We start from the raw sequence: 18,472 nt of genomic DNA, 5'->3' as shown, positions 1-18,472 counted from the left end.
AAACGGAGACCATGCTCAAATCAAAACCCAGTATAACGGCAACACTGGATCGCCCCGCGCAAGCGCGGGGCCTGTTGCTGCTGGTATTGGTACTCTCGGTTTTAGCCATCCTCGGCGGCACCATCTGGCGTAACCTGATACGCTTCGACCAGATTCAAGGCTATGTCAGCTATTCCCACCAGGTACAAAATGTCGGGCTAAACCTGCAAAAAGCACTGATGGATTCGCTATCGGGCCTCGACCTGCCAGAAAGCAGGCAATACGAAATCAACCCCAAAATCGACGAACTGCAACGCAGCGAAAATCATCTGGCCCCGGAAACGCCGGAGCGACTGAAACGCGTACAAGCGGCCCTGTTCGAAAGCCAGAGCAAACCGATAAAACTGGGACGGCAGGATCTGCTGGAGGCGCTGCGCATCATGCATCTGGTGCAGGACAGCGAAACCGAACAGCGCGAAACCGTACTGGAAAGTATCAGCCGCGATACGCTGACCGAACTCGAACTGGCAACCGGGGTACTGGTCTCGATCCTGATGCTTACCTGGTTTTTCCTGCGGAGCCGCATACTTGCACCGTTGCAGGATCTTAAACATCTGCTGCTGAATCTGGCGCAGGAAGATTTCGTTCCCATCGACACCAGCCATCTCGATCCACTGCTGCTGCCGGTTTTCAACAGCTACAATGTCATGATTTCCCACCTGGAAATGCTGGAAGAAGCCAAACGCTCCCACGCAAAATCGCTTGAGGAAGAAGTACGCGCGGCTACCCATGCGCTGCTGGAACAGCAATACAGTCTTGCTCAAGCCGAACGCCTCGCAGCGGTAGGCGAACTGGCTGCATCCCTGGCGCATGAACTGCGCAACCCGCTGGCCGGCATACAAATGGCTTGCGCCAACCTTCGCGGCGAAGTAAAAGATCCGGATCAGGCGGAACGTCTCGACCTGGTCGGATCCGAATTGAAACGCATGGCGCGCCTGCTCAACAGCCTGCTCGACCAAAGCAGGCAAACACCGCCGCCTGCCAGGGAAATCAATCTCGCCGGCGTAGTTAAAGAGCTGGTAACGTTGACACGCTATCAGATACCGGAACAAATTTCCCTGCAAATGGATATCGCGCCGGACATAAGCTGCTGGGCGCCGGAATCCAATCTCAGACAGGCGCTGCTTAATCTGATGCTGAATTCGGCGCAATCATTGGGCGAGAAGGCGGGCTTTATTATCATAAAAGCGCAAAAAACAGCAAACGGATTAATCATTACCGTAGAAGATAATGGAACCGGCTTTCCCGCCAGCATGCTGGAAACCGGCATACGCACATTCAACACCGGGCGCGCAGGCGGCACCGGTCTGGGGCTGGCGGTTGTTCAACGCTTCGTACACGACATGAACGGTCAGATCGAAATAGCGAATCGTAGCAAAGGCGGCGCCCGCGTGAGTTTGACCCTTGCTGACCGCAATAAACAGACATGAATACACTCCTGGTAATCGAAGATGAAATGCTGCTCGGCGCGGAAATACAGCGTCACTATCGCAAGGAAGGCTGGGAGGTGGAATGGGCAACCAGCCTGCACAATGCCCGTGAAGTACTTTCCGGCAAGGATTTCGATCCGCTGCTGATACTCAGCGACATGCATTTGCCGGATGGCAATGCGCTGGACTTGCTGGAAGAGATTCGGCAGAGCAACACCTGCCAGGAATGGATACTGCTTACCGGGATGGGCAGCGTTCCCGATTCAGTGCGCGCGTTGCGATTAGGCGCTTACGATTTTCTGGAGAAACCGTGCGAACTGGATAGGCTCGACCTGGTCATCGCCAGCGCGGCGCGTAGCGCCCATGCGCAACGCCGGTTGCTGGAACACACGCAAAAACGGCATAAACGCTACAGCCCGGAAGCCTACGTAGGCAAAAGCCCGGCGGCTCAGAGCGTGCGCGCGATGCTGGAAAAACTGACGCGAGTTCCGTTCAGCGCCCTGATTGTCGATGGCGAAACCGGCACAGGCAAGGGTCTGGTTACGCGTATCCTGCATTACTCAGGTTCCCGCGCGCAACAGCCTTTCATAGAACTGAACTGCGCCGCTCTGCCGCGCGAACTGCTGGAATCGGAGGTTTTCGGTCATGAAGCCGGCGCATTTACCGGCGCGGGATCTCGCCATCGCGGACTGCTGGAGCAAGCCGACGGCGGCACCATTTTTCTCGATGAAATCGGCGAAATGCCGCTTGATCTGCAGGCCAAACTGCTCAAAGCCATAGAAGACCGTAAAATCCGCCGGCTGGGAAGCGAGAAGGAAATCAGCGTCGACGTGCAAATCGTCGCCGCCAGCAACCGCGACCTGGAAGCCATGAGCAAGGACGGCAGTTTCCGCGCCGATTTGTATCACCGGCTCAGCGTATTCCGCTTGTCGCTGCCCCCAATGCGGGACTCGATCAACGACCTGTACGACCTGGTCCCGCTGTTCATCGCCGAATTCAACGCCAAATCGGGACGTCAGGTTCGCTTTGTCCCGGACGAGGTCTGGAAAAAGCTGCTCGCCTATAACTGGCCCGGAAACGTCAGGGAACTACGCAACCTGGTGGAACGCAGCGTACTGTTTGCCGATACCCAGGTTTTTCCATCGCAATGGCTGCAACTGCCCGGCGTTGCCGGCGGCGAAACCAGGATAAAACAGACCGCCGACACTGCGAACGGACTCGAATCGCTGAGCATCCCGCTGGACGGCAGCATGAACCTGGAAGACATGGACCGGTATATCATAGAAACGGCGCTGGAACGCTCTGGACATAATGTCGTCGCCACGGCCCGCGCATTGGGCGCCACGCGCGAGACCTTGCGCTACCGCATACGCAAGTATGGCATCGATATACCGAATAATCGGGCGGACGATTGAGATAACCATTCAATTACCGCTGCCTATCTCTTTGGGAGCTGGCTTTAGCTCGCAAGCGGTCCGCTTTCGCGGGCTAAAGCCGGCTCCTATAAAATAGTTACGAAAAAATAGTTACGAATCCAGATTAATCCGCATCGACAGATCAATGGCTTGCACATTCTTGGTCAATGCGCCGATAGAAATGAAATCCACGCCGGTTTCGGCGATGCCGCGTATATTTTCCAGTCCGACATTGCCGGAAACTTCCAGCTGCGCGCGTCTGGCGTTACGCGTTACCGCCGTATTAAGTTGCTCCAGACTGAAGTTATCCAGCAGCACGCGCTCGGCGTTGGCGGCCAGCGCCTGATCCAGTTCGTCCAGCGTTTCGACTTCGATTTCTATCGGCGCGCCGCTGTTCAGCGCGCGCGCTTGATCCAGCGCCCGGGCAATGGAGCCGGCGGCAAGAATGTGGTTTTCCTTGATCAGGATACCGTCATACAAGCCGGTGCGATGATTATGGCAGCCGCCGCAACGCACCGCGTATTTTTGCGCCTGCCTGAGACCGGGGAGGGTTTTGCGCGTATCCAGAACTTTGACGTTCAAGCCCGCCACTGCCTGCGCATAACGCCGCGCCAGCGTTGCCGTAGCCGACAGCGTTTGCAGCAGATTCAGCGCGGCGCGCTCGCCGGTCAGCAGCGCACGGGCATTGCCGCTCAACCGGCATAAGGTAGCGCCTGCTTTTAGCTGCTCGCCGTCGCGCGCCAGCCAATCGACGACGATGTGCCGGTCCAGACAGGCAAACACCGCATCGAACCAGGCCTGCCCGCATAAAACCATCTCTTCACGGGTGATTACGCCGGCCGTGGCCTGCTGATGCTCAGGGATGATCAGCGCCGTCAGATCGCCGCTGCCGACATCTTCAGCGATAAAACGCGCAACTTCGCCGGACAGACCGGATGGGATTGCAAATGGCTCAGTCATGTCTGTAAATCACATTAATATGGAAGCGGTTGAGAAAACAGGCGGGGCCGGCAACGGAATTTCCTGGCGTAGCACTGCATTTTCATCAAGATATTCCGTCGTAACCGCGACGAAATTGGTAACCAAGGCCTCAACAACAGGGTTTCTGTTTTTTTCCTTGCCGCCGACATGATAAAAATGTTCTCGCGTCAGCACGTTATGTTTGGACCAGAGGCTTTGAACATACTCGTTTTCCCGGTAATCGTTGTGATGCCAGGTCGACAAAATAAATCTCCCGTTAAAACCGGACAGCTTGTCGAACAGCGCCCGCTCGTCGGCATCTCCCCATCCGTTGTAATAATCGACATGCCGGTCGATATAGGGCGGATCGCAGTAGACCATATCGCTCGAAGACGCCTCCGCCAGGGTCCGCCTAAAATCCTGGCATTTGAAAGTGTACTCCCCTGCCCTGATAATCTGGCGAACCCAGCCAACCTGGTTGGTAATTTTCGTTATGTAGGCTTGCGCAAAGCGTTGCGGCTTTCTGCAAAACGGAATATTGAAACCGCCCTTGCGATTGAAGCGGATCATGCCGTTAAAGCCGGCGCGATTTACGAATAAAAAATCGAGCGGAGCATGCTCCGCGTTAAACCGGTCTCTGACAAAGTAATAGTGACCTTCGCCCCTGGACAACAGCGCCTCCCCTTCCCGAACCAGATAGGCCTTGACCGATTCGGGCGTAATTTCACCCGACGCGATACCGGCATAGAAATTAACCAGATGGGGGTTGCTGTCGCATAAAATAGCGCGCCGCGGCGCGACATTGAAAGCCACAACGCCGGTACCCATGAACGGCTCTATCCACGTACCGCTGAAATCGCGCGGAACCATGCTCCGTATCCAGGACGCCAGCCTGGTTTTTATGCCTTGCGACTTTATCGGCGGGACTCCTGATTTCATCATTATGGACGCCGGACCGAAAAGCCCAAAGCAAGGGCGTTATTATGCATTTTTCGGCGCAAACATGATGATAGCCATGCCGGTAAGCGCCACGGATGCGCCAAGCAGATCCCAAGCCGTGGGCCTTATGCCGTCAACCGCCCAAAGCCAAAGAATGGCCACAAAGATATACACGCCGCCATATGCGGCATAAACACGCCCCGCCGCTGTTGGATGCAGCGACAAAAGCCAGGCAAAAACGGCGAGGCTGAACCCCGCAGGGATCAGCAGACATATGCTCTTTCCTTGCGTGAGCCAGAGGTAGGGAAGGTAGCAACCTATAATTTCCGCAACTGCGGTAACAAGAAAAAGCGAGATGGTTTTGAGTGCAAACATTGATTCGTACAATAGTGAGTGAAATGCCTAACCGGTCATGGCGCAAGCGTCGCCCCCTATCATGCAAACGCGTGCGCCACGCCCGGTTTCCCTCACCCAGCCTCTCCCGGAGGGCATGGGTATCCACACAAGTTCCCTCTCCTGTGGGGGAGAGGGCTGGGGTGAAGGTAAAAGCGTTTGAGTTATCAAAAGCTTTGATGCAGGCAACAAGCGCTTTACACCCTCACTCCCGCCTCTCTCCCATAGTTAAATTATATTAAAAACAATGACTTATTTACTTGTGTGGATGCCCATGCCCGGAGGGACAGGAGCGCCTGTGCTCGCTTCGCTATTTGCATAGCCACGCGGCAGCTTGCCCGGATTCAGGATATTGTTCGGATCGAATTGACGCTTGATCGCGGACATCAAATCCAGCACGTCCGCGCCCAGCTCCTGCTCGATATAATTGCGTTTTTCCAGCCCGATGCCGTGCTCGCCGGACAAGGTGCCGCGCAGAGCGAGCACCAGCGCAAACACCTCCGCCAGACATTCGTGCGCGCGCGTTACCTGCTCCGGCTGCTGCGGATCGAGCAGGATATTGACATGGATATTGCCGTTGCCGGAATGGCCGAAATTGACGATACGCAGACCGAAGCGCTTTGATAATTGATTCAGGCCGACAATCAGCGCCGGCAATTCGGTGACCGGAACCACGACGTCCTCGTTGATTTTTCCGGGCGCGACCTTGCGCAAGGCCGGCGACAGCGCCTTGCGCGTCTGCCATAGCGCATCGACTTCCTCGCGCGTGCGCGCAACGCGCACGTCCTGACAGCCCTCGACACGCGCGGCCTGAACCACCTGCTCCACCGCTTCGTTCAAACCGGCGGAAGCGCCGTCCACTTCGATCATCAGCAATGCGCCGGCATTTTGCGGCAAATCGCTGGTCGAATACTGGCGTATCATCTCGATCGCGTTGTAATCCATGAACTCCAGCGCGCACGGAGTCACCGGCTGCGCCATGATGCGCGAGATAGCCTGCGCAGCGGCGTCGACAGTCGCGTATACGGCGCGCAGGGTGCGCTTTTCCTGCGCCAGCGGCGTCAGTTTCAGCGTCGCCTCGGTAATGACCGCCAACGTACCTTCCGAGCCGATCAGCAAACGCGTCAAATCGTAACCGACCACGCCCTTGGTGGTAAACACGCCGACGCGGATATCGCGCCCGTCGCCGGTTACCGCGCGCAGCCCCAAGGTGTTTTCGCGCGGAGTGCCGTACTTGACGGCGCGCGGCCCCGCCGAATTATAGGCAAGATTGCCGCCGACGCTGCAGAATGCCGCGCTGGTAGGGTCCGGCGGCCAGAAAAACCCCAACGGCGCCAGCGCATCCTGCAATGCCTGATTGGTCAAACCCGGCTCGACTCGAGCAAACCGGTTGTCCGCAGAAATTTCAAGCACGCGGTTCATACGCTCCAGCGACAAAACCACGCCGCCCGCCACCGGCACCGTGGCGCCGGTGGTGCCGGTCCCCCTGCCGCGCGCGGTCAGAGCCACCTGGCGGCTATTGCACCAGCGCACCACGCTCAACACGTCCTCATGGGTATGCGCGAACACCACGGCTTCGGGCAAATGATGTTTGCGGCTGTTATCGTAGCCGTAGACCCAGCAATCGGCCGGATCGCTCATGACCTGCCCTTCGGGCAGCAGACGCTTCAGCTCGGCGCTCAATACGATCTTGTTATTCAATGACATCGCTACCGAACAACTGTTGATCGATCAAATCGCACAGGCAATGAGTAATAACCAGATGCGCTTCCTGTATGCGCGCGGTCGAGTCGCTGGCTACGCGCACTTCGACATCGGCCCCGCCCAGCAGTGTAGCCGATATGCCGCCATCCCGCCCGGTCAGCGCGACGACATTCATTTGCCGGTCGTGCGCCGCACGGACCGCCGCCAGGATACTGGCCGAATTGCCGCTGGTGCTATAAATCAGCAGCATGTCGCCCGCTTGCCCCAGCGCTCTTATCTGCCTGGCGAAGACCTCCTGGTAATGATAATCGTTGGCAATCGAGGTCAGCGTAGCCGTATCCGTGGTCAGCGCTACAGCGGGGAGTCCAGGACGTTCGCGCTCGTAACGATTCAGCATTTCCGACGAGAAATGCTGCGCCTGCGTCGCCGAGCCGCCGTTGCCGCAGCACAGTATTTTGCTGTCGTTCAACAGGCAAGCCGCCAGCCGCGTCGCCGCCAGCTCGATCACATCGGATAGATCGGCTGCAACTGCCGCAATTACCGTCTGATTAACAGCAAGCTGCTGCTGTATACGTTCACGCGTGTTCACGATTCACCTCCGTGAAAAGCATCGGGTATCCAATCCACTTTTAATTCCTCGTTACCGGGCGAAACCGCGACCACATCAAATCGCGCCGGACAGTCCAGACGCCGGGATGACATATACCACGAAGCCGCGCGCGCTATGCGCGCCTGTTTGCGGCCGTCGACGCTCTCAGCCGCGCCGCCGAAACGGCTGCTGCTGCGAAACCTGACCTCGACGAATACAAGTTGTACGCCGTCCAGCATGATCAGGTCGATTTCGCCTCCCCGGCATAAAAAATTCCTGTCCAGCAGCCGCAATCCATTTTTTTCCAGGAACGTCAGCGCACAGTCCTCGGCCTGCCGCCCGGAAACCAGGTGCGCATTATCCCGGCGCGCTGCGCCGCCCTTCATCGGGACGCTATCGTCCCGCCGCCCGTGGCGGGCTGTACATTAGGCGCGGGCCCCCGCAAACGCAAGGTTCCGCCGTCGAGCATGGCGCAATCGAGCTGGCGGCGTATGCGGTTGCCCGGCTGCAGGCTTAAACGTCCGGTATATCCGGAGTACGGGGAGCCGCTTCTCAATATATCCAGCTGCGGCAACAGCTTATAGGCGTCTATACCCATTGCAATCAACCTCAGATCGCTTTCCGAAGTTTTATCCGCCAGGGTATGCAGCGAGGTCAGCGACAACGGATCGGACGCCTTGTCGTTCAGCAGCCACGGAATATCGCAAAACGTGATGCCGGAAAGATCCTTATTTTGCATGGCGGCATCGGCATGCCCGTCATAAACGCGCGACATAGCAAAAACCGGTAAAGGCGCTGTCTGCTGGGCGTCGATCTGCGGTTTGATCAAACGCGCATCGCGCGCATCGGCAATCAAAAACACAAAAGCGCGACCCGCGGCCTGGGAGGCGGCGGACAATAACTCGCCAACCGGGCGAGTATATTCGCTCGCGCCGGGATTATAGGTTTTCACCGTCAGAACCTTGCCGCCCAGCCCTTTCCAGTAGTCGGTAAAATAGCCGCTCATGCGCGTGCCAAACGCAGAAGACGGCGCCAATACCAGCGCGCTCTGGAAACCGTCGGCCCACGCGCTCGCGGCGGACTGTTCAAGATCCTGCTCGGGAATCAGACCGAACTGGTATATCTTTTCCGCGTTGACATCCTGGGTCTGATTCAAACCCAAAGCCGTCACGCTCAAGTTGCCGCTCTTGCTCAGCACGCCCAGCTCCTCCTTGGTCAATGGCCCTATCACCGCGCGCGCGCCTAAACTCACCAGCTTGCGGTAGAGCGCGGCGACATCGGCATTCTGCGTGTCGACATACTCCAATCGGGGCTTGGGAGAACTGGTATCCGCATTGTGGGCGGCTTCTATTCCATCCTTTACCGCTTGCGCCAGCGAAGCATAGGGACCGCTCAAAGGCAGCAGCACACCGATTACATTGCCGTTGGGCGCCGGCGATACGGCCCCCGTCGCAGCCGGAGGCTGCTGAGCAGGCTGGGTTTTTCCCCCGGAACCGGGCTTGATTTTCAAACTATCGATAAATTCCCCCGTGGCCGGATGCCCCGGATAACGCTGCAACCAGGTCTGCAAGTAATTATAACGCTGGTTTTCCGGCGCATGCGTCAACAGCACCAAATCCATCCAGCCGACCAGATCTCCGGTTTTTTCCTGAAGAACCAGGTCTTTCAAGGTGGCGACCGGCACCCGATCCAGCGTTTCGAAAATTGCCTCGTTATTCTTGCGCGCCTCATCCGGATTTCGTATCAGAGCGGCATAGTTCAGACGCTCGCGCGCGCTGTCAAGCATATTGCCCAGCTGGTTATAGGCCGACGCGCGCAGCTTGTAGTAAATACGCCGGTTGGACGGCGCCAGCTGATCGGCGTTGAAAGTGTTGAGCCGCGCCATCGCATCCTTCGCTTTGCCCTGATTCAGATCCGCCCAGCTTCTCAATACCTGATAGAAAGCCTGTTCATCGCTACCCAGTTTGTCGGGAAGCACCTGCGCAAGCAATGCCTGAGCCTCACGCGTATTGCCAGAACGCAACGACACATAGGCGACCATCATGCGATAGTACTCGGGCGCGTCCGAATTCACCTCCAGATTCTGGTAAATCTGACTGGCACCCAGGTAATCGCCGGCGCGCAGCCGCGCCTCGGCATCGGCGATCTGCGCATTATCCGACTGTCTGGCGGCCTGCCCGGCGCAACCGGCGATGATAATCGCAAAAAGCGCTACGGTAAGATACTTGAAGTTTGGCATTTTCGTGGACTCTATCTAAGAACGTATGTTAAAAGCATAGCGGCAAGGAAGCCGGCGCGATTCGCTCCAGATATCCGCCCTTAGGGACCGGAGTGTACATGGAGCGCATTCGGATTCCTACATACCGGTTAAACAGGCCGCCGCAACCGCTTTTTAAATAGTTCTGATTTTATTCGATGGATAGCAACAATACTTCCACCCCGAAGGGCATACTATACATAGTGGCCACCCCTATCGGCAATCTGCGTGATTTAAGTCTGCGGGCGATAGAGGTGCTGCGCACGGTCGACTTCATCGCGGCGGAGGATACGCGCCATAGCCGCCCGCTGCTCGATTATCACAATATCGACAAACCGCTGCTCGCGCTGCATGAACATAATGAGAAACAAACGGCGCAGCGCGTGGTGGAACGTCTGCTGCAGGCGCAATCGGCAGCCCTGATTTCCGATGCCGGCACGCCGCTGATTAACGACCCCGGATTTCCGCTGGTCAGGCTGGCCAGAACCCACGGTATCCGCGTCAGTCCGATACCCGGCCCCTGCGCGCTGATAGCCACGCTGTCCGCATCCGGCCTGCCGGTCGATCGCTTCAGCTTCGAAGGTTTCCCGCCACGCAACAGTCAGGCGCGGCTGAGCATGCTGAAAAGCCTGACCGGCGAGCAAAGAACGCTGGGCTTCTACGAATCCAGCCACCGCATACTGGAGTTCATCGAGGACATCGGCCGGATTTTCCCGCCGGAACGGCCGCTGGTCATCGCGCGCGAACTGACAAAAATGCACGAAACCATCGTCAATACCAGCGTTGCGCATGCCGCCGCGGTCATAGCAGCCGACCCCTACATGCAGCGCGGGGAGTTCGTGGTGTTGATACAGGGCGCGGAAGAAATACGCGCAACAGAAACTCTCAGCGATGAACAGATGAACACGCTCGAGCTGCTGCTGGAAGAATGCTCGCTCAAATCCGCCGTAGCGCTGTGCTGCAAAATCACCGGCGCGCGCAAGGAAATAGCCTACAAAACGGCCTTATCGCTACAGGAAAAACGCTGACTGCGCGGCAAAGCCGCCGCACACGCCGCTTTTGTCGCAAATCGGCATTACCAAGGGAAATTGTCGCTTTTACGGCAGGGTTGACCGCGCCGTTTCCCGGCAACACAACGATCTGCGCATGGCGCTTTTTTTGCTTGTTTGTTGTTATTTATGACGGCAGAAGGCGATGAAACTCCTGATCGATAAACCCTATTGTCAAAACGCCGGCGCGGGCCGGGTCTTTGCCGCTTTATTCAGCACGATGAAACCGGTATGAAACTGCAAATCGAACGACGCTACGCCGAACCGCTTATCGATGCCTTCCCGAACCTGGTTTTCCTGAAGGAACAACTGCGCTTCGGCAACAAGGCTGAAGTGTTATACCCGCAACTGGCCGCGAACGAGTGGCGGTATCTGCACGATCTTTATTTGAGCGCCGACGGCGCGATGCACGGTCAGGCCGCGCTGCTGGCGACGCTGCACAGCGCGCTGCACGACGGCGGCGAGCGCTACGAGGCCGATCAGCTGGAGATGCTGCTGCCGGACATCGCGCGCTATCTGATCGACGGCGTGCAGCGCGGCTGGCTGTTTCATGCCGACGCCAAAGGCCGCACCAGCGCCTACCTGATTACCCGGCTGGATTACACCCCGCCGGGCGAGGAAGAGGCCGGACGCATCCTCATCGAGCTGAAAGCCAACTCCAGAGGCAAAATCGCGAATGAAACGCTGATGATCCGCGCCAGGGACATCGCAGGAAAAACCATCGCCGAAATTTTTGCCGCGAAAGGCTATCTGAAAGAGACGCCGGAGCTGATCGCCGCTTACGACGAAACCGCCGGACGCTATTTCGACTGGCGCGGACGCTACGGCGAACAGTTTTCCGGCTGGGGCACCGCGATATATGCCGAAGACCCGACCGCCAGCCACCGCAGCAACGACTGGACGCGCAAGAACACCGTGGTGTTGTCGTCGGCGGGCGGAGCCTGCCGCCTGGTCAATGACGAGAACATCCTCAGCGAGCGCGCGCTGGCGCTGGATGCGTCCGGAGACATCCTCGGCAAATACCTGCGCAAGGCAGGCAAGAGCATGCGCTACGACAGCAAGGCTGAAAACGCAATGGAAGCCTCGAAAGCGGAGATACCCAAGGGGGCGTTCACCGAATTGCCGGTACACGGCTACATACTGATGTTCCATCTCGAACTGCATCATCATGTCTGGGCGCATGTCGACGACATGCAGCCCTACCAATACCTGCCGGAATTAAAACAAAAGCTGATTCTGCCGCCGGAGCAGACCGATCTGATCGACATACTCACCGCCGAAATGGACATGCTGATGGACGACATCGTCGCCGGCAAATCCGGCGGCACCACGGTACTGTGCGCGGGTCCGGCCGGCGTCGGCAAAACCCTGACCGCCGAAGTCTATTCCGAAATCATCAAGCGCCCGCTGTACCGTGTGCATTCCGGGCAACTGGGCCTGAACGTCGCGGAAATGGAAAAAGTGCTGAAGGAAACGCTGATTCGCGCCCAGCGCTGGGGCGCGGTAATGCTGATCGACGAAGCCGATGTATACATCAAGCGCCGCAACGACAATCTGGCCGCCAACGCCGTGGTCGGCGTGTTTTTGCGCGTGCTGGAATATTTCAACGGCCTGCTGTTTTTAACCACCAACCGCGTCGACGATATCGACGAAGCGATTATTTCGCGCTGCATCGCGATGATCAAATATCACGCGCCCAATCTGGCCGATCGCCGAAAAATCTGGCAAGTCATGACCGAACAGTTTGCATTGCCGCTGGAAGCGGAACTGATCGAACAGCTTGCAGGGCTATTCCCCACCGCCACCGGCCGTGATATCAAGGGCCTGACCAAACTGGTCGCCAAGTTTTGCCAGCAGAAGCAGCTGGCGCCCAGCCTGGATGTATTCAAGCGCTGCTCGGTGTTCCGCGGCCTGGAATGGGCGACGGAGATAACCCCAGTACCAGTCCCGATAGCCGAATAGCCACATCCTCCCAAAACGCCGGTATTGAATCCCGGATCACGGATAATCCTGACGTGTCGGGCGCACGACCAGGTCGCTGACATGTACGTGAGGCGGTTGGGAAACGATATAATGAATGGCGTTGGCTATATCGCCGCCTATCAACAGCGGGCCGAATTGCTTCTCGAATTTCTGCACCAGTTCCTCGCTATACCCCGCCGCCTCCTGGAATCCGCTCTCCACGATACCCGGCTCCACCAGCGAAACCCGAACGCCCATCGGCCCGACTTCGCGCCGCAACCCTTCCGCCAGGGCATGGACGGCAAATTTGGTAGCCCCGTACACCGCACTGAACGGCGATATGTGCCGGCCGACTACCGATCCGACTATAACAATATCCGCAGCAGCGGCGGGAAAACGGTCTTTCTGTGCACCGGACATCTGTTGCGCCGCCTTTTGCAGCAGCGCGAGAGCGCCGCTCACATTAATTCTGAGAACATCATCGAATTGCGACAAATCGGCGTCCTTTACCGAGCCGCCCAATCCCCGGCCGGCATTGGCGACAACTATATCGGCCTCTTTGCCGAAACGCTCGCGAGCAGAAGCGAAAAGCCGGTCCAGCACGCCATGATCGGCCGCATCGCCCGCCACGCCGCAAAATGCCGGACCGATTTCCCTTTCCAGTTCGGCAAGTTTCGCCGCGTTGCGGCCATTGCCAACAACAGCAAATCCGGCTGCTGCGAATTTGCGGGCCGTCGCCTCGCCGATTCCTGATGTAGCTCCGGTGACGATGGCAATAAGCGTACAGGTAACAGACATGGTTATTCTCCTATTGAAAAAAAGGCCTTACATGGGAAGAAGCGCTAGTATTGCGATGCCGTCAAATCGCACCGATAGCGGACAATGAACTCGCTACGCGCTATCCATCGGCACCCCGGATCGGTGTTTTAATTCATCTACGGCCTGTATACGCAAACGCCGCAACTCCTGCCCCAGTTTCTCGCCTGCATACCCGCATTCGGCCAGATCTTTTGCCGATACGCTCAATATCGAGCGATAGACCATGCGCAACCAGTCGGCCTGAGGATAATGCGTATCTTCATGTCCGGCCCGTCCCTTGGCGTCGGCCTCGCATGCCAGCAACACCCTATCCAGATTTTCCGGCTGCCGGAAAACATCCAGGCGCTGCAGTAAATCAACCAGCGTGGCGGAGCGCAATTCGCGAGCGCGGTGACAGTTGCCGTGATCGATCATGACGCGGCGCGCCAGACTCCGATATTCGGCGGGCGCCTTGAGCCGTTCGCATAATGAGTCCAGAACATCCAGGCCGCGCTGTTCATGTCCGCGGTGACCCGGCCACTGAGCTTCGGGCGTCAGACCTTTGCCCAGATCATGCGTGAGCGCAGCGAAACGCACGCGCGTATCGGGCGTCAGATTGGCAGCTTGCTGCAACACCATCAGCGTATGGATACCGGTATCGACTTCCGGATGATAAATTTCGGGCTGCGGTATGCCGAACAAGCGGTCGAGCTCCGGGAACAAATGGACCAGCGCGCCGCAATCGCGCAGCACGCTGAAAAACACAGACGGGGTTTTCTCGCTCAGGGCTTTTACCAGTTCGGCCCATACGCGCTCGGCAACCAGCGCGCTCAGTTCACCGGATGCAGCCATCTCCTTTATCAAATCGCGCGTATCTTCGGCGACTGCAAAGCCCAAATGCGCAAAACGCGCCGCAAAACGCGCAACGCGCAACACTCTGACCGGATCTTCGCTAAACGCGGGAGAGACATGTCTCAATACGCGATCAGCGAGATCGCGCCGGCCGCCATAGGGATCGATAATGTTCCCATCGGCGTCCTGCGCCATCGCATTAATGGTTAAATCGCGGCGCAATAAATCCTGTTCCAGCGTGACCTCGGGTTCGGCGTGCACGGTAAATCCGCGATAACCGGGCGCTGTTTTGCGCTCGGTGCGCGCCAGCGCATACTCATCGCCGCTAACCGGATGAAGAAACACCGGGAAATCCCTCCCTACCGGCCTGTATCCCTGCGCCAGCAAGTCATCAGGCGTCGCTCCGACAACAACCCAATCACGCTCCGAAACCGCCAGCCCCAAAACAGCATCGCGAACCGCTCCGCCCACCAGATAGGTTAGAAAAGAAGTCTGGGCATTCATTTTTTCACCTGCAATAATTCACCCGCATTGTTCACGCTATTGTTGCCAACTCTGCTAAAGTTATAAACTATAAATCAAAATCAGCGGACAACTCCATGCTGGAAGCATACCGGACGGCAATCAACTCTGCACTGGAAACCTACTGGGCGGCCATGGACTCCGCGCTGGCGACGCTTTGGGCGGCGCTTTACGCCCAACTGGAGCCTTACCGGGCAATCCTGCATTCACTCGCCGAGCCGCTGGCTCCTTATGTCATGTATCCTGCCTACGGCGCATTGGCAGGACTATTCGCAGGTCTGTTCGGCATCGGAGGAGGCGCCTGGCTGGTGCCGGTGATGGTCTGGGATTTCAGCCGGCGTGGATTTCCGCCGGATCAAATCATGATCATGGCGGTAGCCACTTCTCTTGCCACCATCATTATCACATCGCTGTCATCTGTATATGCCCACCATCGCCACGGGGCGATACGCTGGCGCATCGTCGGATTGCTTGCTCCCGGCATGCTGCTGGGATCGGTACTCGGCTCACTCATTGCCGACCACCTGCCCGCCGTCTGGTTCAAATCATTTTTTGCGCTGTTTCTGATTATAATTGCATTGCGCATGTTCTCAACCGGCGCGGAACAGGATCGCGGACACTGGAATCCTTCCCGATGGCTGCTGTTTCTGTCCGGCGCCTTGATAGGCTCAATTTCCAGCTTGGTCGGCATCGGCGGCGGGTCTTTGAGCGTACCCTTACTCAACAAATGCAATTATCCGCTTCGAAATGCGGTCGCAATTTCCAGCGCCTGCGGTTTTCCGATTGCAATTGCCGGCACCGCGTCTTATATCGCGCTTGGAATGCAGAAACACGATTTACCGCCAGGAAGCTGGGGCTATATATTCGCACCGGCATTTATCGGCATAGTCATCACCAGTGTTTTTTTCGCGCCGGTGGGGGCAAAACTTGCGCATATTTTACCAGTGGCCTGTCTCAAAAAACTATTCGCACTGATGTTGCTGGCCGTTGGCTGTAAAATGTTGTGGATAGCCGCTTACCCCTCGATATAAAAAACGACAGCGCGCAGATCGATAACAAGACATCCACCAGGCAACCCGATCATAATACCCTATGGCAATGCCTGAATAATTGACAATTTATCGTTTGTTCCGCATCAAAGCGAATGGCGCCCGGCCTGTTAGCCTGAACATAGCCTGCAAAACACGCTTACCGCGCAAGCTCCTCGCCTATACCACGCTGAAATAGACTGGCGTTTCATGTATGGAGTTATGTACTCGGCTTTAAACTACCCAATTATCCAATAAAGCAGCAGAACGATGAAAGTTCGATTGCAATATATATTTTTGCATCAACGCCATATTAATGCGGCGCATCCCTTAATTCAACGGACACTATACGCAAGCCAAGGCGGCGGCTATCCGCAGACACCCCCAACTCTGCCGGCGATACAGGGTTTTTGAATAAGAATTCAACCCATAACGCCCCCCCTCTCTTCAATGCCAAAGTACTGGGTATGACCACCGAACGTACCCCGTTGTTATTGCCTTGATCGTATTTCAGGGTGGCAGCATAAGCGCTGTTCACCAGAATATCAACATCCTGGCATGGATGTCTGTCCTCCAGGTATGCGCCCGCCTCAATCAATAACTCAATATCATTTTTAGACGGGTTTAACGGAGCCAAAACCATCAGAGCTCTATCGCCATCAGACCATGTACCCTGCGTCTCCGGGGAGGACCATCCGGAATTTCCCATATGCAAGCCCGCATTACCGGTAATGTATTTCCTGTTAAATTCCATGCTGGGGGGAACATAATCAAACAGTCTGTGGTTCCAAACCAGAACGGTAGTAAGTCCATGTTTTATAATCTCCATTGGGTTACCAAATTGTTTGCTTAACCCAAGCAGACAAACGTCGACATCGGGACATTCCTGGCCACCGGTATTTACAATTACAAAAAACCTTTCCTGATTTTCAGGAATATCCTCGTCTGTGAACCACCGTCTGGAAGTCTGAGACCTGCCTCCGGAAATCGTTCCATTGGTAATATCGAATGTAACCGGACGTACGCGAATCTGCGAAAAACCGGCGGCTGTTACTGCGTTTGCATGAGAATCCCAATATGAGCCGTAGCCATAGGACAGACCGTGTTTCTTTAATAGCGCCAGCGTATCCGCAACACCGACATCCCTGGGTTTAAAACCGGTTTTTATCAAATAGGCTACATTACCGGTCAAACCGGATATAACAAACAAACCGGCAATCAAAACAAGCGCATATTTCGCGATAACACCGGAGTGCCGCGAACCGTACTCAGCCAGCATTCCAACACTGATAATAAGCAGATATGCACAATTAATAAGAAATCTGGCTGAATAATCTCCTGCTTCAACGCGAGTAACCATAAATGCGGATAAGATCCCTGAAATTGAAACAAGCGTAAATGAAAAAAATACAATAACGCTTTTCTCAACACGCAACCGATGCCGCATTTTTCCATGTAAAAAAGCCGCAAAAAAACCCGTGACTATTGCCAGAGAAAGAAAGGCAGGCAGGAAAGCATTGCCATAGGAAAAGGGAAAAAGATTTAACAACCCTCCCAGGTCCTTCACCAGGTATAGAACATTGTTGTTTATGGTATGCCTATCACCTGGGCTAAAATCCACACTTGGCAGAAAACCCAGAATTCCAAATAGTTTTGTTTTGACCAACAGAAGAGAAAGAGATGCCGCCAGGAACGGTTTTATGCGGTTCCAATCTCTTTGGAATCCTGGAAGAAAAAAAAGCAATATGCTTACCAGTAGAAGCGGCAAATTAAAAGCTGGAATCATCCATGGATCCGAAACTGCTCCGGCAAAAAGCACGAACGACAATAAAACAAGCAAATAATTTACAGGCTTAATGCACCAGCTAATAAATATCAGCAAGGAGGAAAGGCCATAGAGATTGGTGATATTATGCGTCGTTGAGTACGCCAGAGAACCGTATATATGCGCATATGGACCAAAATGCAGCAACAATAGAAATATGAATATTGCAGCTTTGTTTAAACCCAGCCTCCAGGCAATAGCGCCGGAAATAAGCGCGTTAAATACAAATATAAGCCAGCCGAGAATTACAACAACTGAAACATCAGGCCCGAATATCCAGAATCCGATAAAATGGAAGGGAAACAGTGAAAGCAGCCAGTTATCCTGAGTAAATCTCCAATCTCGAAGCCAGGATATCCCATGTTCATTTATTCCGTACCAGAGCATAAGGGAATGACTGCTATCGGCATCCATACCAAAAGAGCCGATAACCACCATCAAGCTACAGTAAAGTCCGCTCAGCAAAAGAAACAAACAAACAAGCATTGACGATGCCGATTTTCTCGATGTAAACTCAATCATTAGTATTCTGCTTGTTTCTTAACTGAATCACGTTCAATTTATACGACCCTGTAATCCCGATATACCGACAGGATCATCGGCAGGGCATAACAACTATTTCTGCAGCCTTGACATACCTATCCTTGGCAACCCCGCGCAAACGACATTTGGCATTGCATAAAACCAGTTGTTGCGAAAACTGCCGACGT

At 55.6% G+C, this 18,472-nt stretch carries 15 protein-coding genes; 5 read left to right on the top strand and 10 right to left on the bottom strand.

All coding sequences use genetic code 11. From position 1 onward, the window contains the following. Positions 1 to 11 precede the first annotated feature (11 nt). Positions 12 to 1,469, top strand: a complete 1,458-nt coding sequence (locus F6R98_RS01380) for a sensor histidine kinase (RefSeq protein WP_194270086.1) — start codon at positions 12 to 14, stop codon at positions 1,467 to 1,469. Beyond that, on the top strand, positions 1,466 to 2,884 hold the full coding sequence (locus F6R98_RS01375; RefSeq protein ID WP_153247418.1) for a sigma-54-dependent transcriptional regulator: 1,419 nt from the start codon (positions 1,466 to 1,468) through the stop codon (positions 2,882 to 2,884). Before F6R98_RS01380 ends, F6R98_RS01375 begins: the two co-directional genes overlap by 4 nt. Before the next feature lie 111 nt (positions 2,885 to 2,995). Here the strand turns inward: F6R98_RS01375 and nadC are convergent, their stop codons facing one another. The 7 genes from nadC to F6R98_RS01340 all read right to left on the bottom strand — a co-directional run bounded on the left by nadC (position 2,996) and on the right by F6R98_RS01340 (position 9,708). Next, complete coding sequence (nadC, locus tag F6R98_RS01370) at positions 2,996 to 3,844, bottom strand: carboxylating nicotinate-nucleotide diphosphorylase (RefSeq protein ID WP_153247417.1); 849 nt, start codon at positions 3,842 to 3,844, stop codon at positions 2,996 to 2,998. Positions 3,845 to 3,853: 9 nt separating this feature from the next. Then, positions 3,854 to 4,786, bottom strand: coding sequence for a Dam family site-specific DNA-(adenine-N6)-methyltransferase (locus tag F6R98_RS01365; RefSeq protein WP_228125027.1), 933 nt, complete (start codon positions 4,784 to 4,786; stop codon positions 3,854 to 3,856). Between the two features lie 39 nt (positions 4,787 to 4,825). Next, positions 4,826 to 5,158, bottom strand: a complete 333-nt coding sequence (locus F6R98_RS01360) for a YnfA family protein (RefSeq protein ID WP_153247416.1) — start codon at positions 5,156 to 5,158, stop codon at positions 4,826 to 4,828. Positions 5,159 to 5,428: 270 nt separating this feature from the next. Continuing rightward, on the bottom strand, positions 5,429 to 6,883 hold the full coding sequence (locus F6R98_RS01355) for an FAD-binding oxidoreductase (RefSeq protein ID WP_153247415.1): 1,455 nt from the start codon (positions 6,881 to 6,883) through the stop codon (positions 5,429 to 5,431). Continuing rightward, entirely contained in the window at positions 6,870 to 7,469 is a 600-nt protein-coding gene (locus F6R98_RS01350; RefSeq protein ID WP_153247414.1) for a phosphoheptose isomerase, read from the bottom strand. Before F6R98_RS01350 ends, F6R98_RS01355 begins: the two co-directional genes overlap by 14 nt. Then, on the bottom strand, positions 7,466 to 7,855 hold the full coding sequence (locus tag F6R98_RS01345; protein WP_153247413.1) for a YraN family protein: 390 nt from the start codon (positions 7,853 to 7,855) through the stop codon (positions 7,466 to 7,468). The genes F6R98_RS01350 and F6R98_RS01345 overlap by 4 nt, the downstream gene beginning before the upstream one ends. Beyond that, positions 7,852 to 9,708 (bottom strand): penicillin-binding protein activator, encoded by a 1,857-nt coding sequence (locus F6R98_RS01340; protein WP_153247412.1) that lies wholly within the window; start codon positions 9,706 to 9,708, stop codon positions 7,852 to 7,854. The genes F6R98_RS01345 and F6R98_RS01340 overlap by 4 nt, the downstream gene beginning before the upstream one ends. A gap of 176 nt (positions 9,709 to 9,884) precedes the next feature. Between F6R98_RS01340 and rsmI the strand changes: the two genes are divergently transcribed. Next, a complete protein-coding gene (rsmI, locus tag F6R98_RS01335; RefSeq protein WP_153247411.1) occupies positions 9,885 to 10,754 on the top strand; it encodes a 16S rRNA (cytidine(1402)-2'-O)-methyltransferase in 870 nt (289 codons plus the stop codon). A gap of 252 nt (positions 10,755 to 11,006) precedes the next feature. Next, the gene (locus F6R98_RS01330; RefSeq protein WP_153247410.1) at positions 11,007 to 12,737 is read left to right on the top strand and encodes an AAA family ATPase; all 1,731 of its coding nucleotides are present in this window, start codon (positions 11,007 to 11,009) and stop codon (positions 12,735 to 12,737) included. Positions 12,738 to 12,773: 36 nt separating this feature from the next. Here F6R98_RS01330 and F6R98_RS01325 read toward each other — a convergent pair whose 3' ends face one another. Both F6R98_RS01325 and F6R98_RS01320 read right to left on the bottom strand, forming a co-directional pair. Beyond that, positions 12,774 to 13,535, bottom strand: coding sequence for an SDR family oxidoreductase (locus F6R98_RS01325; protein WP_153247409.1), 762 nt, complete (start codon positions 13,533 to 13,535; stop codon positions 12,774 to 12,776). Positions 13,536 to 13,628: 93 nt separating this feature from the next. After that, entirely contained in the window at positions 13,629 to 14,891 is a 1,263-nt protein-coding gene (locus F6R98_RS01320; RefSeq protein WP_153247408.1) for a multifunctional CCA addition/repair protein, read from the bottom strand. A 95-nt stretch (positions 14,892 to 14,986) separates the two neighbouring features. Between F6R98_RS01320 and F6R98_RS01315 the strand changes: the two genes are divergently transcribed. Further along, complete coding sequence (locus F6R98_RS01315; protein WP_228125026.1) at positions 14,987 to 15,940, top strand: sulfite exporter TauE/SafE family protein; 954 nt, start codon at positions 14,987 to 14,989, stop codon at positions 15,938 to 15,940. Positions 15,941 to 16,250: 310 nt separating this feature from the next. Here F6R98_RS01315 and F6R98_RS01310 read toward each other — a convergent pair whose 3' ends face one another. Then, positions 16,251 to 18,284: a hypothetical protein gene (locus F6R98_RS01310; protein WP_153247407.1), complete on the bottom strand. Its 2,034-nt coding sequence runs from the start codon at positions 18,282 to 18,284 to the stop codon at positions 16,251 to 16,253. Between the last annotated feature and the right edge of the window lie 188 nt (positions 18,285 to 18,472).

This window comes from Candidatus Methylospira mobilis (genome assembly GCF_009498235.1).
Classification (GTDB): domain Bacteria; phylum Pseudomonadota; class Gammaproteobacteria; order Methylococcales; family Methylococcaceae; genus Methylospira; species Methylospira mobilis.
Note: the sequence above shows the minus strand (reverse complement) of the source record. Positions and strands in the feature narration are given on the sequence as shown.

What these genes read in the sequence shown, in the direction of transcription:
- F6R98_RS01345 (WP_153247413.1), bottom strand. Translation starts at nt 7,855, where the DNA reads ATGAAGGGCGGCGCAGCGCGCCGGGATAATGCGCACCTGGTTTCCGGG.
- F6R98_RS01315 (WP_228125026.1), top strand. Translation starts at nt 14,987, where the DNA reads ATGCTGGAAGCATACCGGACGGCAATCAACTCTGCACTGGAAACCTAC.
- F6R98_RS01375 (WP_153247418.1), top strand. Translation starts at nt 1,466, where the DNA reads ATGAATACACTCCTGGTAATCGAAGATGAAATGCTGCTCGGCGCGGAA.
- F6R98_RS01355 (WP_153247415.1), bottom strand. Translation starts at nt 6,883, where the DNA reads ATGTCATTGAATAACAAGATCGTATTGAGCGCCGAGCTGAAGCGTCTG.
- F6R98_RS01325 (WP_153247409.1), bottom strand. Translation starts at nt 13,535, where the DNA reads ATGTCTGTTACCTGTACGCTTATTGCCATCGTCACCGGAGCTACATCA.
- nadC (WP_153247417.1), bottom strand. Translation starts at nt 3,844, where the DNA reads ATGACTGAGCCATTTGCAATCCCATCCGGTCTGTCCGGCGAAGTTGCG.
- F6R98_RS01330 (WP_153247410.1), top strand. Translation starts at nt 11,007, where the DNA reads ATGAAACTGCAAATCGAACGACGCTACGCCGAACCGCTTATCGATGCC.
- F6R98_RS01380 (WP_194270086.1), top strand. Translation starts at nt 12, where the DNA reads ATGCTCAAATCAAAACCCAGTATAACGGCAACACTGGATCGCCCCGCG.
- F6R98_RS01310 (WP_153247407.1), bottom strand. Translation starts at nt 18,284, where the DNA reads ATGATTGAGTTTACATCGAGAAAATCGGCATCGTCAATGCTTGTTTGT.
- F6R98_RS01340 (WP_153247412.1), bottom strand. Translation starts at nt 9,708, where the DNA reads ATGCCAAACTTCAAGTATCTTACCGTAGCGCTTTTTGCGATTATCATC.
- F6R98_RS01365 (WP_228125027.1), bottom strand. Translation starts at nt 4,786, where the DNA reads ATGATGAAATCAGGAGTCCCGCCGATAAAGTCGCAAGGCATAAAAACC.
- rsmI (WP_153247411.1), top strand. Translation starts at nt 9,885, where the DNA reads ATGGATAGCAACAATACTTCCACCCCGAAGGGCATACTATACATAGTG.
- F6R98_RS01320 (WP_153247408.1), bottom strand. Translation starts at nt 14,891, where the DNA reads ATGAATGCCCAGACTTCTTTTCTAACCTATCTGGTGGGCGGAGCGGTT.
- F6R98_RS01360 (WP_153247416.1), bottom strand. Translation starts at nt 5,158, where the DNA reads ATGTTTGCACTCAAAACCATCTCGCTTTTTCTTGTTACCGCAGTTGCG.